Annotated in this window: 15 protein-coding genes; 7 read left to right on the top strand and 8 right to left on the bottom strand. The window is 72.8% G+C overall.

All coding sequences use genetic code 11. The features are described from left to right. Positions 1 to 13 precede the first annotated feature (13 nt). On the bottom strand, positions 14 to 370 hold the full coding sequence (locus CNQ36_RS22345) for a hypothetical protein (protein ID WP_121547295.1): 357 nt from the start codon (positions 368 to 370) through the stop codon (positions 14 to 16). A gap of 110 nt (positions 371 to 480) precedes the next feature. Here CNQ36_RS22345 and CNQ36_RS22340 point away from each other — a divergent pair, with 110 nt between their 5' ends. Continuing rightward, positions 481 to 795 carry a hypothetical protein gene (locus tag CNQ36_RS22340; protein WP_004926551.1) on the top strand — a complete coding sequence of 105 codons (315 nt, stop codon included), beginning with the start codon at positions 481 to 483 and terminating at the stop codon, positions 793 to 795. A 45-nt stretch (positions 796 to 840) separates the two neighbouring features. Here the strand turns inward: CNQ36_RS22340 and hutH are convergent, their stop codons facing one another. The 3 genes from hutH to CNQ36_RS22325 form a co-directional block, all read right to left on the bottom strand. After that, positions 841 to 2,379 (bottom strand): histidine ammonia-lyase, encoded by a 1,539-nt coding sequence (hutH, locus tag CNQ36_RS22335; RefSeq protein ID WP_121547294.1) that lies wholly within the window; start codon positions 2,377 to 2,379, stop codon positions 841 to 843. 75 nt (positions 2,380 to 2,454) lie between these two features. Next, positions 2,455 to 3,621: a GGDEF domain-containing protein gene (locus CNQ36_RS22330; RefSeq protein WP_163013330.1), complete on the bottom strand. Its 1,167-nt coding sequence runs from the start codon at positions 3,619 to 3,621 to the stop codon at positions 2,455 to 2,457. A gap of 56 nt (positions 3,622 to 3,677) precedes the next feature. Then, the gene (locus CNQ36_RS22325; protein WP_121547293.1) at positions 3,678 to 4,478 is read right to left on the bottom strand and encodes an enoyl-CoA hydratase/isomerase family protein; all 801 of its coding nucleotides are present in this window, start codon (positions 4,476 to 4,478) and stop codon (positions 3,678 to 3,680) included. A gap of 216 nt (positions 4,479 to 4,694) precedes the next feature. Here CNQ36_RS22325 and CNQ36_RS34815 point away from each other — a divergent pair, with 216 nt between their 5' ends. Further along, a complete protein-coding gene (locus CNQ36_RS34815; RefSeq protein ID WP_163013329.1) occupies positions 4,695 to 5,279 on the top strand; it encodes a hypothetical protein in 585 nt (194 codons plus the stop codon). On the opposite strand, the gene CNQ36_RS22315 is transcribed toward CNQ36_RS34815, so the two are convergent. Together CNQ36_RS22315 and CNQ36_RS22310 are read right to left on the bottom strand one after the other, a co-directional pair. Then, positions 5,276 to 6,382 (bottom strand): adenylate/guanylate cyclase domain-containing protein, encoded by a 1,107-nt coding sequence (locus CNQ36_RS22315; protein ID WP_004926567.1) that lies wholly within the window; start codon positions 6,380 to 6,382, stop codon positions 5,276 to 5,278. The genes CNQ36_RS34815 and CNQ36_RS22315 overlap by 4 nt on opposite strands. A gap of 768 nt (positions 6,383 to 7,150) precedes the next feature. Continuing rightward, on the bottom strand, positions 7,151 to 8,020 hold the full coding sequence (locus CNQ36_RS22310) for a biotin--[acetyl-CoA-carboxylase] ligase (RefSeq protein WP_121547291.1): 870 nt from the start codon (positions 8,018 to 8,020) through the stop codon (positions 7,151 to 7,153). Positions 8,021 to 8,130: 110 nt separating this feature from the next. On the opposite strand from CNQ36_RS22310, the gene CNQ36_RS22305 reads away from it, so the two are divergent. The 4 genes from CNQ36_RS22305 (at position 8,131) to CNQ36_RS22295 (ending at position 10,866) form a co-directional block, all read left to right on the top strand. Beyond that, positions 8,131 to 9,720 carry an acyl-CoA carboxylase subunit beta gene (locus CNQ36_RS22305; RefSeq protein ID WP_004926570.1) on the top strand — a complete coding sequence of 530 codons (1,590 nt, stop codon included), beginning with the start codon at positions 8,131 to 8,133 and terminating at the stop codon, positions 9,718 to 9,720. Positions 9,721 to 9,736: 16 nt separating this feature from the next. Then, entirely contained in the window at positions 9,737 to 9,946 is a 210-nt protein-coding gene (locus CNQ36_RS22300; protein ID WP_121547290.1) for an acyl-CoA carboxylase epsilon subunit, read from the top strand. A 107-nt stretch (positions 9,947 to 10,053) separates the two neighbouring features. Next, the gene (gene mmpB / locus CNQ36_RS35605) at positions 10,054 to 10,182 is read left to right on the top strand and encodes a morphogenic membrane protein MmpB (protein ID WP_260868447.1); all 129 of its coding nucleotides are present in this window, start codon (positions 10,054 to 10,056) and stop codon (positions 10,180 to 10,182) included. Positions 10,183 to 10,248: 66 nt separating this feature from the next. Further along, positions 10,249 to 10,866 (top strand): Maf family protein, encoded by a 618-nt coding sequence (locus CNQ36_RS22295; RefSeq protein ID WP_121547289.1) that lies wholly within the window; start codon positions 10,249 to 10,251, stop codon positions 10,864 to 10,866. On the opposite strand, the gene CNQ36_RS22290 is transcribed toward CNQ36_RS22295, so the two are convergent. Continuing rightward, entirely contained in the window at positions 10,838 to 11,365 is a 528-nt protein-coding gene (locus tag CNQ36_RS22290; protein ID WP_121547288.1) for a hypothetical protein, read from the bottom strand. The two genes, CNQ36_RS22295 and CNQ36_RS22290, sit on opposite strands and share 29 nt — an antisense overlap. Before the next feature lie 364 nt (positions 11,366 to 11,729). Here CNQ36_RS22290 and CNQ36_RS22285 point away from each other — a divergent pair, with 364 nt between their 5' ends. Beyond that, positions 11,730 to 13,502, top strand: coding sequence for an acetyl/propionyl/methylcrotonyl-CoA carboxylase subunit alpha (locus tag CNQ36_RS22285; RefSeq protein WP_121547287.1), 1,773 nt, complete (start codon positions 11,730 to 11,732; stop codon positions 13,500 to 13,502). A gap of 510 nt (positions 13,503 to 14,012) precedes the next feature. On the opposite strand, the gene CNQ36_RS22275 is transcribed toward CNQ36_RS22285, so the two are convergent. Next, the gene (locus CNQ36_RS22275; RefSeq protein ID WP_121547285.1) at positions 14,013 to 14,978 is read right to left on the bottom strand and encodes a DeoR/GlpR family DNA-binding transcription regulator; all 966 of its coding nucleotides are present in this window, start codon (positions 14,976 to 14,978) and stop codon (positions 14,013 to 14,015) included. Positions 14,979 to 15,097: the final 119 nt, after the last annotated feature.

Here is a 15,097-nt window from a genome sequence, read left to right as displayed (position 1 = left end):
TCCCCAAGCCGCCTCAGCCGGTCCGGTCCGCCCCGTCGTCGCCGTCGTCGGACTCGTCGTCATCATCGTCGTCGAGATCCCATTCCGGCGAGTCCGGGTCGTAGTCGATCTCCTCGCTGCTCCAGGAGGCCTGCAGCAGTTCCGCGCCCGGGACCTCTCCCACCAGGGCAAAGGGGTCCACCAGATGGGCGAGGGCCTCCGCGGTGTCCTCCGTCACAGCGTTCTCGGCGTGTACCCGTTCGGCGTCCGGCATATCGCCGTCCGCCGCGATCCTGTCCAACGCGGCCTTGGCCACCGCGTCCTCGTCGTCGACCTCGAGGACGATCTCCACCCGAACCCGTACAAAACGTGATGTCTCTGGAGTGCTCATGCCCGGAGCGTACGGCCCCCGGCTCCCGTGACTTTCCTGTGACCCGCGCCTTTCACTAACATCGCCCCCACACGGCCAATTCGCCAGCGCCACAAGGGGATCGATATTCCGTGTCATCCGCGCTCCGTCCGTTGCTGACCGCCACCGCCGCGGGCACGCTGCTGTGCGCCCTGTGGTTCGTCCCGTCCGCCAACGCGACCTCGAACACACCGATGGCCGCCACGGTCTCGGCGAGCCCGTCCCCGCAGGTCACGCAGCAGGCGAGAGTCATGTCGACGTCCGTCGACGGTCCGGGTGAGGACGTGCGCCTCGCGGACACCGGCAGCTTCGACAGCACGCCGTACATCGTCGGCGGCACCGGCTTCCTCGCGCTGGGCGCCGGCTTCGTGGTCTATTCGGTGCGCCGGGAACGCCTGGGGTTCTGAAGCGCTCCGGGGCCCGGCGGGAACTGCCGCCGGGCCCCGCAGGGTTCAGTTCAGCGGCCCGGTGACCGTCTCGACGGCCGCCACCAGCCGCCCGTCCCGGACGAACGCGTCCGCCGCCGCCAGGTCGGGCGCGAGGTGACGGTCCGGGCCGGGTCCGGCCGCACCCGCCGCCCGCAGGGCCTCGACGGCCGCCCGGGTGGCCGGCGCCGGGGTCAGCCCCTCGCGCAGCTCCACGGCCCGGGTGGCCGTGTACAGCTCCACGGCGACGACCCGGGTGAGGTTGTCGACCGCCGTCCGCAGCTTGCGCGCCGCCGACCAGCCCATGGAGACGTGGTCCTCCTGCATCGCGGAGGACGGGATCGAGTCCGCCGACGCCGGTACGGCGAGCCGCTTCAACTCGCTGACCAGGGCGGCCTGGGTGTACTGGGCGATCATCAGGCCGGAGTCGACGCCCGCGTCGTCGGCGAGGAACGGCGGCAGCCCGTGGCTGCGGTTCTTGTCCAGCAGCCGGTCGGTGCGGCGCTCGGCGATGGAGGCGAGATCGGCGACGGCGATGGCCAGGAAGTCCAGCACATACGCGACCGGGGCCCCGTGGAAGTTGCCGTTCGACTCCACCCGGCCGTCGGGCAGCACCACCGGGTTGTCGACGGCGGAGGCGAGTTCGCGCTCGGCGACCAGCCGGGCGTGGGCCAGGGTGTCCCGTCCGGCGCCGGCGACCTGCGGGGCGCAGCGCACCGAGTAGGCGTCCTGGACGCGGGGCGCGTCGTCCTGGTGATGTCCCGTCAGCCCCGAACCCTTCAGCACGGCCAGCATGTTGGCGGCGCTGGCGGCCTGTCCGGGGTGCGGGCGGATGGCGTGCAGCTCGGGGGCGAGGACCCGGTCGGTGCCGAGCAGCGCCTCCAGGCTGAGGGCGGCCGTGACGTCGGCCGACTTGTAGAGGATGTCGAGGTCGGCGAGGGCCATGACCAGCATGCCGAGCATGCCGTCGGTGCCGTTGAGGAGGGCGAGGCCCTCCTTCTCGCGCAGCACGACGGGCCGGATGCCGTGCTCGGCGAGCAGCTCGCCGGCGGGCCGCACGACGCCGTCGGGCCCCTCCGCCTCGCCCTCGCCCATCAGCGCGAGGGCGCAGTGGGACAGCGGGGCCAGATCGCCGGAGCAGCCGAGGGAGCCGTACTCGTGCACGACCGGGGTGATCCCGGCGTTCAGCACGTCGGCCATGGTCCGGGCCACCTCAGGCCGGACGCCGGTGTGTCCGGAGCAGACCGTCTTGAGCCGCAGGAACATCAGGGCGCGGACGACCTCCCGCTCCACCCGCGGCCCCATCCCCGCGGCGTGCGAGCGGACGATGTTGCGCTGCAGCTGCGTACGCAGCTCGGGGCTGATGTGCCGGGTCGCCAGGGCGCCGAAGCCGGTGCTCACCCCGTACACGGGTTCGGGCTTGGCGGCCAGCGCGTCCACGATCTCGCGGGACGCGGCGAGGGCGGCCACCGCCTCCGCGGACAGGTCGACGCGGGCGCCGCCGCGCGCCACGGCGAGCACGTCGGACGCGGTCACGCCGGAGGTCCCCACCACCACAGTGTGCATATCCATATTCAGGAGCGTACGCACTGAATTCAATGATGTCACCACCGGTCGCCCACCTCACCCCTTACCGCCACGTCACCCCGGCTCCGGGCGCTCCGGGGAGTGCCGGCCCCGGAAACGGCGCCGCTCCCCGTCCGCCGCCCGCGAGGGTTCGTCCGCGAGCCGCACGACGGGATCGCCCGGCCCCTCCCGCCCGGCCACCACGGGGTGCTCGGCACGCTCCGCCTTGGCCCGGTACTGCGCCGCGTCCGCCAGCCGAAACAGCCGGCGGGCCGAGCGCACCGGCCCGACGGGGTCCTCGGTGGACGCCACCCCGCACGCGACACCGTCCCCGATCCCCAGCTCCACCGCCCGGCGGCAGACCTCGTCGGCGGCCTTGACCACCTCGTCGGCGGACGGCCCCACCGCCAGCAGACAGAACTCGTCCCCGCCGAGCCGCGCCGCCAGCGCCCCCGGCAGCATGGCCCCGCACAGCGACAGCACCATCCCGAACCGCTCCAGCAGCCGGTCCCCCACGGCATGGCCCTGTGTGTCGTTGACCCGCTTCAGCCCGTTCAGGTCGCAGACCACCAGGCTGACGACGGCCCCGTCCCGCCGGTGGCACTCGACCGCCTCGTCGAGCCGGGCGTCCACGGCGCGCCGGTTGGCCAGCCCGGTCAGCGCGTCCGTGTACGCCAGCCGGCGGGCCTCCTCCAGCCGCTCGGCCTGCGCGATCCCGGCGGCCACCACGGCGGCCAGCACCGTGGCGAAGTCGGCGTCACCCCGGCCGAAGACGGGCGCGCCAACCGGCCGGGCCACATACAGCTCGCCCCACGCCCGCCCGTGCAGCACGATCGGGGCGACCACACAGCACCCGCGCCCGCGCCGCCGCAGCGCGGCGACCCGCTGATGGCGGTAGCCCGCCCGGCCGGGCGGGGGCCCCTCCGCCGTCTCCACCCAGGCGTCGGGCTCACCGCCCCCCGCCCACCGCTCGTGCAGGAACTCGGTGATCTCCGCGAACTGGTACACCGGATACGACTCGTCCTCGGGGAACTCCTCCTCCCCCTCGGCCAGCTCCCCGACGTTCACCAGCACACGCAGCCGTCCGAGCTCCCGCTCCCACACCGACAGCGCCGCGAAGGTCCCGCCCAGCGCCCGGCAGGCGCCGCGGGCCGCGGCCCGCCAGGCGCCCCGGGAGCTGTGCGCGGCTGCCATGCCCTGGGCCAGCGCCACCACGGCCGCCAGCCGGCTGTCCTCACCCATCTCTCCAGATTAAGGAGATTCAGGACCAACCGGGATATCAAGGGCGCGAACGGGGCCTACTCCCCGGGCCACTCCGGCCTGCGCTTCTCGTTGAACGCGGCCACCCCCTCCGCCCGGTCGCCCGAGAACGCCACCGACCGCCAGGCCGCGTCCTCGACCTCGAGCCCGGCGGCGAGATCCAGCCCGTGCCCCAGCCGCAGCGCCCGCTTGGCGGCCCGCAGCCCCACCGGCGAGTGGGCGGCGATCCGGGAGGCCATGGCCAGCGCCTCCTCCCGGTCCTTCCCCTGCTCCACCAGCTCGTCGACCAGCCCCAGCTCCCGTGCCTCGGCGGCCTCCACCCGCCGCGCCGTGAAGATCAGCTCGGCGGCCCGCGCCGCCCCCACCCGCCGGGGCAGCAACTGGGTGCCTCCCCCGCCCGGGATCACCCCGACGGACACCTCGGGCAGCCCCATCACCGCCGTACGGTCCGCCACGATCACGTCGCACGACAGGGCCAGCTCGAACCCGCCCCCGAGGGCGAACCCGTGCACCGCGGCGACCGTGGGCACCGGCAGCTCGAGCACCCCCGTGTACGCCCCGCGGGCCACCGGCCGCTGACGCATCAGATCGGCGTCGGTGAACGAGTTCCGCTCCTTGAGGTCGGCGCCCACGCAGAACGCCCGCTCGTGCGAGGAGGTCAGCACCACCGCCCGCACGCTCCGGTCCTCCCCCAGCGCCGCACAGGCGCCGGCGAGGGAGCGGGCCATCCCGGTCGACACGGCGTTCATAGCCTTGGGCCGGTCGAGGACGAGCTCCGCGACATGCCCCCGCTCGTGCCGGCGCACCAGCACGAACTCCCCGAACCGTTGCTCACTCATCGACGCCCTCCGGTTAACGCGGGTTAACTGCACTCGCCCCGATCATCGCAGCCGACGCCCACCGGAGAAAAGGGCGCACGCCCGGTTCCCCCGTCACCCCCCGTCCACCCGTTCGAGTGACATCCCACCCACTCCCGCCCCACCGCCCACGGGAGCGCCATACCGTGCGCACACCGCGGCGCGCCGGGGGCGCGCACGCAGGGGGAGGGAATCGCGATGCCACGGACCACACCCACCGACGAGCCACCGTCCCGCCGCTTCCACCTGCGCGGCCGCCACCGCAAGCCCCGCCCCCGCAAGGCCCTGCCGGCCGCGGGCGTCCTGACCCTGGCCGCAGGCACCGCAACCCTGCTCCACCTGGCCACCCTCCAGGGCGACACCAGCACAGAGGCAGGCCCCCTCCCCACCCGCACCAGCACGCCCACCACCCCGGCCACCACCCCGTCCGAGACCGAACAACCCACCGCGTCCCCCACCCCCGACGCGAGCCCGTCCTCCCCCACCGCCCTGGGCGGCAAGAACCCGATCCCCCTCACCCCACCCGGACCGGCCACCCCCACACTCCGACCCTCCACCACCACCCCGGACCCACCCACCCGGGAACCCGCACCACCCCACAGCACCACCCCGAGCGGGCAGCCCCGCCCGACCACATCCCGCCCGTCGAACACCCCGAAGCCGACCCCACCGTCCGACGGGCAACCACCCGCACCCCACCCACCGGACGATCCCGCGGCCACTCCGGACCCTCGCCTGTGCGTACCGATCATCGGACTCTGCATAGGCGGCGACCAGCGCTAAGGGGCGGAGGAAGCCCCGTTCCGGCGGTTGAGCAGCCACGGCTCCACCACACCCAGACCACGCACGGGCCGCTGCCACATCGGCTGGAGCGCGAACCGGTAGCCAGGCGGCTCCTCGCCCTCCTTCTCCGCCGCCGCGACAGCCTCGGCCGCCGCCGACTCGGAGGCAGGGGCGTCCCCGTTCCGGATCAGCTCCTCGGCGAACGCGCTGTCGACCAGCACGGCATCACGGGGGGCTATGGAGGTGAGCCGGGACGCCAGGTTCACGGTCGTACCGAAGACATCGCCCATCCGGGTGGTCACCGTGCCGAACGCCATGCCCACTCGCAGCTCCGGCATGGTCTCGTCGTTCGCCATGGTCTCGATCAGCAGCATCGCGATCTCGGCGGCCGTACCGGCGTCGTCGGCCGCGTAGAGCACCTCGTCGCCCAGCGTCTTGATGAGCCGTCCACCCCGTGCGGCGACCAGATCGGCGGCGGTGGTCTCGAAGGCCTCGACGAGCTCGCCGAGTTCCTCCTCCTCCATCCGCCTGGTCAGCCGCGTGAAGCCCACGAGGTCCGCGAAGGCGACGGCCAGCCGCCGGTCGACCATCTCCTCGTCATCGGCGCCCTGCACGACCCGCCCGGCCGAGGCGGCGAGCTGGCGCCGCCAGACGTACACGAGGAACTCCTCCAGCTCGGGCAGGAGCAGTTCGACGATCGGGTACGTCACCTCGGTACGGGTCATGCCCGGCTCGGGCGGCTCGGTCAACCCCTCCAGGAAGGAGTCGATCTGCCACTCGGCCAGCCGTGCGGTGGTCTGTCCGGTGGACCGGGCCACCTGTACCGCCATGGCCTCGCTGAGCAGCCCCGCCTCCACCAGACCGGCGAGGCGGCGCAGTGCGAGTACGTCCGCCTCGGTGAGGGCCTTGGCCTGGCCCACGTCGGCGAAACCCATCGCCCGCCAGAAACGGGTGGCGAGTTCCATGGTGACGCCGGCGCTGCGCGCGGCCTGGAACGGTGTGTAACGGCGCTCGGCGCCCAGGATGAGCTGTTCGAGGCGCAGGGCAAGCGGATCCTCGCCGGCGCCCTGCGCGTCCGTGGAACCCGAGTCGTCGACGGTCACGCGTGCCCTTCCGATCTGCCATGGCCAGGTATCGACCGGGCTCAACTCTACGGCAGGTGTGCGCCAGCTCACTTGGTCAGGTTGGGCCGGGGGTGGGGTGCGCGAGGTGTCCCACCCGGGGCCACGTTCCGCCCGGCGGGGGGTGCGTGCAACCCGGTGCCCTGCGCCGCACGGGCGCCCCTCGTGGGTGCGGTCCGGGGGCGGGTTCGCGCAGCCCGGCGCCCCTCGCGGGTGCGGGCCGGGGGCGGGTTCGCGCAGCCCGGCGCCCCTCGCGGGTGTGGGCCGGGGGGAGATTGCGCAGCCCGGCGCCCACGGGGTGCCGTCGCGCCCACCCGTGCCGCCCCAGCGGCACGACTGCCCGCGGAGAGCGGCGGCGCGGCTGCCCGCGGAGCGGGGCGGGGCGGGGCGGAGTGGCGGCTGCCCGCGGAGCGCGGCAGGGCGGAGCGGCGGCTGCCCGCGGAGCGCGGAAGCGGTGATGCTGCCCGCGCAGGGCGGCGGGGCGGCGGCTGCCCGCGGAAGGCGGAAGCGGATGTGCTGGCCGCGGAAGGCGGAAGCGGATGTGCTGGCCGTGGAGGGCGGAAGCTGAGGTGCTGGCGGCCGTGTGTGGCGGATGGCCGCTGACGGCGTGGAGGGGACGGGGCGGGGGTGGCCGCCCGCAGTGGCTGGCGCGTCCGCGCCCCCGACGCATTCCAGCGGGCACAGTCGCGCCAGTCCGAGGACGGCCACCCCCGACCCGGCCCCGCCCCACCCACCACCATCAGGCGCACATCACCGCCCCCGCAGATGAACGATGTCCCCCGCCCCCACCGGCTCCTGCACACCCTCCCCCGTGGCCAGCACCAGCCGCCCGTCCCCGTCCACCGCGACCGCCTCCCCCACCAGCTCCCGATCCCCCGGCAACTCCGCCCGCACCACCCGCCCGAGCGTCGCGCACCCCGCCGCGTACGTCTCCTGGAGCCCGCACGCCCCCGCGTCGCCTCCCGCACCACGCCACCGCCCGTACCAGTCCTCCAGCGCCCGCAGCACCCCCCGCAACAACGGATCCCGGTCCGTGCTCACCGCCCCGGCCAGCGCCAGCGACCCCGCCGTAGGCACCGGCAGCTCATCGGCCCGCAGGCTCACATTGATCCCGACCCCGACGACCACCCCGTCGTCACCGGCCCGCTCGGCCAGGATCCCGCCCGCCTTGCGCTCCTCACCGCCCACGGTGACCAGCAGATCGTTCGGCCACTTCAGCGCCGTGTCGACACCCGCCGCCCGGGACAGCCCGGTCGCCACCGCCACCCCGGTGAGCAGCGGCAGCCACCCCCACCGCGCCACCGGCACCTCCGCCGGCCGCAGCAGCACGGAGAAGAACAGCCCCGACCGGGCAGGAGCGGTCCACCGCCGGTCAAGACGCCCCCGGGCGGCGGTCTGCTCCTCGGCGACGAGAACAACCCCCTCCGCCACCTCCCGCCCCCCACCGGCACGCGCCACCAGGTCCGAGTTCGTCGACCCGGTGCTCTGCACCACGTCCACCTCCCGCCACAACGACCCCTCCCGCACCAGCCCCCGCCGCAGGGCGGTCACGTTGAGCGGCGGCCGGTCCAGGTCGGACCACCGGTTGCGAGGGGATTCAGAGGCATCTCGGGGCGTCATGCAACCCACACTAGGTGTGGGAAACACCGCACTGCCGATCCCCAGGCCCCCCACTACGCTACGGATGAGTAACCGTCCCCCCTTTTGAGCAGGCAGGGAGCCGCATCCCGATGTCCGAGCCGGAAGAGCAGCAGCCTGACATTCACACGACCGCGGGCAAGCTCGCGGATCTCCAGCGTCGTATCGAAGAGGCGACGCACGCCGGCTCCGCACGCGCCGTGGAGAAGCAGCACGCCAAGGGCAAGCTGACGGCACGTGAGCGGATCGACCTCCTGCTCGACGAGGGCTCCTTCGTCGAACTGGACGAGTTCGCCCGGCACCGCTCCACAAACTTCGGCCTCGACGCCAACCGCCCCTACGGCGACGGCGTCGTCACCGGCTACGGCACCGTCGACGGCCGCCCGGTCGCCGTCTTCTCCCAGGATTTCACCGTCTTCGGCGGAGCCCTCGGCGAGGTCTACGGCCAGAAGATCGTCAAGGTGATGGACTTCGCCCTCAAGACCGGCTGCCCCGTCATCGGCATCAACGACTCCGGAGGCGCCCGCATCCAGGAGGGCGTGGCCTCCCTCGGCGCGTACGGCGAGATCTTCCGCCGCAACACCCACGCCTCCGGCGTGATCCCGCAGATCAGCCTGGTCGTCGGCCCCTGCGCGGGCGGCGCGGTCTACTCCCCCGCGATCACCGACTTCACGATCATGGTCGACCAGACGTCCCACATGTTCATCACCGGACCCGACGTCATCAAGACCGTCACCGGCGAGGACGTCGGCTTCGAGGAACTCGGCGGCGCCCGCACCCACAACACCGCCTCCGGCGTCGCCCACCACATGGCCGGCGACGAGAAGGACGCGATCGAGTACGTCAAGCAGCTCCTCTCCTACCTCCCCTCCAACAACCTCTCCGAGCCCCCCGTCTTCCCCGAGGAGGCGGACCTCACGGTCACCGAGGAGGACCGCGAACTCGACACGATCGTCCCGGACTCGGCGAACCAGCCGTACGACATGCACGCCGTCATCGAGCACGTCCTCGACGACGCCGAGTTCTTCGAGACGCAGCCCCTGTTCGCGCCCAACATCCTCACCGGCTACGGCCGCGTCGAGGGGCACCCCGTCGGCATCGTCGCCAACCAGCCGATGCAGTTCGCCGGCTGTCTGGACATCACCGCGTCCGAGAAGGCGGCCCGCTTCGTCCGCACCTGCGACGCCTTCAACATCCCGGTCATCACCTTCGTCGACGTCCCCGGCTTCCTGCCCGGCGTGGACCAGGAGCACGACGGCATCATCCGCCGCGGCGCCAAGTTGATCTTCGCCTACGCCGAGGCCACCGTCCCCCTCATCACGGTCATCACCCGCAAGGCGTTCGGCGGCGCGTACGACGTCATGGGCTCCAAGCACCTGGGCGCCGACCTCAACCTGGCCTGGCCGACCGCCCAGATCGCGGTGATGGGCGCGCAGGGCGCGGTCAACATCCTGCACCGCCGCACCATCGCCGAATCGGACGACCCCGAGGAGGCCCGCGCCCGCCTGATGCGGGAGTACGAGGACGCCCTGCTCAACCCGTACGTCGCGGCCGAGCGCGGTTACGTCGACGCGGTGATCATGCCGTCGGACACCCGCCGGCACATCGTCCGCGGCCTGCGTCAGCTGCGTACGAAGCGGGAATCCCTGCCTCCGAAGAAGCACGGCAACATCCCCCTCTAGGCCCGTTGGAGCCACCATGACGATCAAGGTCGTACGGGGCAACCCCACCCCGGAGGAGCTGGCCGCCGCACTGGCGGTGGTCCGGGCGCGCGCCGCGGCGGCGTCGGCCGAGCCGTCCGGCGCGCCCGCGCCCCGTGACGCGTGGTCCGACCCGTCCCGGATCGCCGCGCACAGCGTCCCGCGCCCGGGCCCGGTGTCCTGGTCGCGCACGTACTGGCCGGCCTAGCGAGACCCTCGCCTGGGGGCGTGGGGCCGTACCTCGGTACGGCCCCACGCCCCCAGTTGAGTACGCGTACTCAGGCACCTTCACCTGCCAGGCCCCACGCTGGTGACATGCTGTGGTCCGACCCCGACAACGAGCCGCCCGAGGACCTGCGGGACACGCAGGACATGCTCCGGCGGCTGGGCGTTCTGGTGGCTCTGGCCATGGTGTTCGCCATGCTCGTCATCGGCGTGAGGTGAGGCGCCGGGCGAGGCGTCGGCCGGGCATCGGATGAGGCATCCGGGCGACGTCGATACGCTGACCGCATGACAGATCAGCCGCGCCGCCGACTCGTGCTCGCCTCCCAGTCCCCCGCCCGGCTCGGACTGCTCCGGCAGGCCGGACTGGACCCCGAGGTGATCGTCAGCGGGGTCGACGAGGACGCCGTCACCGCTCCCACCCCCGCCGAGCTGGCGCTCGCCCTGGCCGAGGCGAAGGCGTCCGTCGTCGCCGCGAAGCCCGAGGTCAAGGGCGCCCTGGTGATCGGCTGCGACTCGGTCCTGGAACTGGACGGCCAGGCCCTCGGCAAGCCCGCGGACGCCGAGGAGGCCACCGCGCGCTGGAAGTCCATGCGGGGCCGTGCGGGGACCCTGCAGACCGGCCACTGCGTCTACGACACCCTCAGCGGCCGCTACGTCTCCGCCACCGCCTCCACGGTGGTCCGCTTCGGCGAGCCCACCGACGAGGAGGTCGCCGCCTACGTCGCCTCGGGCGAACCGCTGCACGTCGCCGGCGCCTTCACCCTGGACGGCCGCTCGGCCCCGTTCATCGACGGCATCGACGGCGACCACGGCAACGTCATCGGCATCAGCCTGCCCCTGGTCCGGCGTCTGCTCTCGGGCCTCGGCGTCGGCATCACGGAGTTGTGGGCGCCGGGGGCGTGACCGGGGAACCGTCACCACCGGCGCCGCCGCCCGCGCCACCGCCCCCGGGAGCGGCGCCGGGCGGGACGCCGGGCGACACCCCGGGCGCGGCATCGGCAGGCTGCTCCGGACGGCCGTCGTACGTCATCAGGAGCAGCACGACGAGCCCGAACACGACGACCATGTAGAGGAACGCCGTCCAGCCGACCAGCCCCCAGGTGACGGCGCCCAGCAGCGCGTGCACCACCGCCGCGCTGATCAGCAGCACCCTGCCGAGGCCGGCGGGCGCCCGGTCGCGCAGGGCGACCAGCAGGGCCACCAGGCCGCACAGGGCGAAGTAGAGTCCGAAGACGACCCCGCCGATCTTCGAGGACGTCGACATCATGTCCGGGTCGAGCCCGGCCAGCGACATGTTCTGCCGGTCGACGACGACGCCCAGGAACCAGTTCAGCGCCGCCACGCCGAGCGCCTCGGCGAACAGTACGAGCGACACGACCCACGCCACCGGTCTGCGCGCCACCGGCCCCCACCCACTTTCGAGCACGACTGTGGTTACCCCGAGTATGTTCGGGCCGACGCGAAGGCTACTAACGGGTAAACCTCGGGACAAGGGTCCCGTGGAAGGCAAAGAATCATTGGGCCATTCGTAGGGACTCCACAAAGAAACCGAGTGGGCCGCAGCACGCTCTCACAGAGACCTTGACCACACGGGACGGCTAGGGTTTTCGGGAGGAGTCCTGCGTACCGAGGTGCGACAAGGGATTTCCCGGGTCGAGCAAGCCTCGCATCACGCTCCGTGTGGGCAAGCTCACCACGGGGGACGGGTCGATGTGCCGTGTCGGCAGTCCCTAAACTCGGCTTGTTTCAAGGAGGGAGCCTCAATCGTGCGCAAGGTGCTCATCGCCAACCGTGGCGAAATCGCTGTCCGCGTTGCCCGGGCCTGCCGGGATGCCGGAATCGCGAGCGTTGCCGTCTATGCCGACCCGGACCGGGACGCTCTGCATGTCCGCGCCGCGGATGAGGCGTTCGCCCTGGGCGGTGACACTCCGGCCACCAGTTACCTCGACATCGACAAGGTGCTGAAGGCCGCGAAGGAGTCGGGCGCGGACGCCATCCACCCGGGCTACGGCTTCCTCTCCGAGAACGCCGAGTTCGCCCAGGCGGTACTGGACGCCGACCTGATCTGGATCGGCCCGCCGCCGCAGGCCATCCGCGACCTCGGCGACAAGGTCGCCGCCCGCCACATCGCGCAGCGCGCGGGCGCTCCGCTGGTGGCGGGCACGCCCGATCCGGTGAGCGGCGCGGAGGAGGTCGTCGCCTTCGCCGAGGAGCACGGGCTGCCGATCGCCATCAAGGCCGCGTTCGGTGGTGGCGGGCGTGGTCTGAAGGTCGCCCGGACCCTCGAAGAGGTGCCGGAGCTGTACGACTCCGCGGTGCGCGAGGCGGTCGCCGCCTTCGGTCGCGGGGAGTGCTTCGTGGAGCGCTACCTGGACAAGCCGCGGCACGTGGAGACGCAGTGCCTGGCCGACAAGTACGGCAACGTGGTCGTCGTGTCCACGCGTGACTGCTCGCTCCAGCGGCGGCACCAGAAGCTGGTCGAGGAGGCCCCGGCGCCGTTCCTGTCCGAGGCGCAGGTCGACGAGCTGTACTCGGCGTCGAAGGCCATCCTGAAGGAGGCCGGCTACGTCGGCGCCGGCACCGTCGAGTTCCTGGTGGGCCTCGACGGCACGATCTCGTTCCTCGAGGTCAACACGCGTCTGCAGGTGGAGCACCCGGTGACCGAGGAGGTCGCGGGTATCGACCTCGTCCGGGAGATGTTCCGGATCGCGGACGGTGAGGAGCTGGGGTACGGCGACCCGGTGCTGCGCGGTCACTCGTTCGAGTTCCGCATCAACGGTGAGGACCCGGGGCGGAACTTCCTGCCCGCGCCGGGCACGGTGACGACGTTCGCCGCGCCGTCGGGGCCGGGTGTGCGGCTGGACGCGGGTGTGGAGTCCGGCTCGGTGATCGGGCCGGCGTGGGACTCGCTGCTGGCCAAGCTGATCGTCACCGGGCGTACGCGCAAGGAGGCACTGGAGCGGGCGGCGCGTGCGCTGAACGAGTTCCAGGTCGAGGGCATGGCGACGGCCATTCCGTTCCACCGCGCGGTGGTGAGGGACCCGGCGTTCGCTCCCGAGCTCACGGGCTCTGCGGATCCGTTCACGGTACACACCCGCTGGATCGAGACGGAGTTCGTCAACGAGATCAAGCCGTTCGCGGCCGCCGTGGACGCGGGCGCCGAGGACGAGGCGGACCGGGAGACGGTCGTCGTCGAGGTCGGCGGCAAGCGTCTGGAGGTCTCGCTTCCGGCTTCGCTGGGGATGTCGCTGGCCCGTACGGGGCTGGCGGCGGGCGCCAAGCCGAAGCGGCGGGCGGCGAAGAAGTCCGGTCCGGTGGCTTCCGGTGACACGCTCGCCTCTCCGATGCAGGGCACCATCGTGAAGCTCGCGGTGGAGGAGGGGCAGGAGGTCAAGGAGGGCGACCTGGTCGTCGTCCTGGAGGCCATGAAGATGGAGCAGCCCATCAACGCGCACCGGTCGGGCACGATCAAGGGTCTGAGCGCTGAGGTGGGAGCGTCTGTCACGTCCGGCGCGGCGATCTGCGAGATCAAGGACTGACGCGGCTGATCTCCGGTGGGGGTGGGCGTAGCGCCTGACGCCGGTGGGTGAGTCGGTGCCGGGGTGGGGGTGGCCGTCCTCGGACTGGCGCGACTGCCCCCGCTACGCAGTGGCCCGGCGCGGACGCGCCAGCCACTGCGGGCGACCACCCCCACCCCGCCCCCTCCGCGCCGTGGACGGCTACCCGCCGTCTCCCCCGCGAGCCTCCGGACAGCACCCCCGCACTCCGCCCTCCGCGGGCAGTCGTGCCGCAGAGCAGCAGCCCACCCCCGCCCCGCCGTTTCCGCGCGCAGCCGCCCCGCCGTTCCCGCGGGCAGTCGTGCCGCAGGGCGGCACGGGTGGGCGCGACGGCACCCCGCAAGCGCCGGGCTGCGCAACACCCCCGGCCCACACCCACGCCGGGCACCCGGCAAACACCGGGCCGCAGGGCCGCGCCCGGCACACAGCCCACCGGGTACGCGTACCGCACCCTGCCGCACACCCCGCCAGGGGTGAAACCCGGACGACGCCTCAGCGTCTCCTCAGGTCCGCAACCCGCGCAGCCCCCCGCTCAGCCCCCTGCACCGCTTCCCCCGCCGCCCCCAGCCCCACAGCGGCCCGCAACCCGCCAGGCCCCTGCCTCCGCGGCCCGGGAAGGGGAACATCCCGGCGCTGACGCCCGCCCGCCGCACCCGCCGACGAACCCCCCTCGTTCCCCGCCCCCGCGACAGCGATCTGCACACCCTGATCGGCCAGCGCCTGAAGCTCCGTCCCCGCCCGGTCGTCGTGCGCGGGCGGCTCATCCGTCACCAGCCGCGTGATCAGATCCGTGGGCACCGTCTGGAACATCGTGTCCGTCCCGAGCTTGGTGTGGTCCGCCAGGACCACCACCTCCGCCGCGGCCTGCACCAACGCCCGGTCGACCGACGCCGACAGCATGTTGGACGTGGACAGCCCCCGCTCGGCGGTGAGCCCGCTGCCGGAGAGGAACGCCCGCGACACCCGCAGTCCCTGCAGGGACTGCTCGGCACCGCTGCCGACCAGGGCGTAGTTGGAGCCGCGGAGCGTGCCGCCGGTCATCACGACCTCCACCCGGTTGGCATGGGCCAACGCCTGGGCGACCAGGAGGGAGTTGGTGACGACCGTCAGTCCGGGCACCCGGGCCAGCCGGCGGGCCAGCTCCTGTGTGGTGGTACCCGCGCCGACCACGATGGCCTCGCCCTCTTCCACCAGGTTCGCGGCGAGGTCGGCGATCGCGGTCTTCTCGGCGGTCGCGAGATGTGACTTCTGCGGAAAACCGGACTCTCGCGTGAAACCGCCCGGCAATACCGCACCGCCATGCCGGCGGTCGAGGAGTCCTTCTGCCTCCAGCGCGCGCACGTCCCGCCGTACGGTCACTTCGGAGGTCTGGACGACGCGGGCGAGCTCACGGAGCGACACGGCTCCGTTCGCTCGCACCATTTCGAGGATCAATTGGCGACGTTCTGCAGCGAACACGAAACTGACAGTAACGCCGACGACCGTCTGCTTTCAGCAGTTTGCGCTGAATAGCAGAAGTTGTTCGCGCAGCCCCATGTCAGGTGGTATAGGGCTGAGGTACGAGTGACGACGCCCCG

Source organism: Streptomyces fungicidicus, assembly GCF_003665435.1.
In the GTDB taxonomy this organism is placed as follows: domain Bacteria; phylum Actinomycetota; class Actinomycetes; order Streptomycetales; family Streptomycetaceae; genus Streptomyces; species Streptomyces fungicidicus.
The sequence above is the reverse complement of the archived record's forward strand: the minus strand, read 5'-3'. Positions and strand labels throughout refer to the sequence as shown.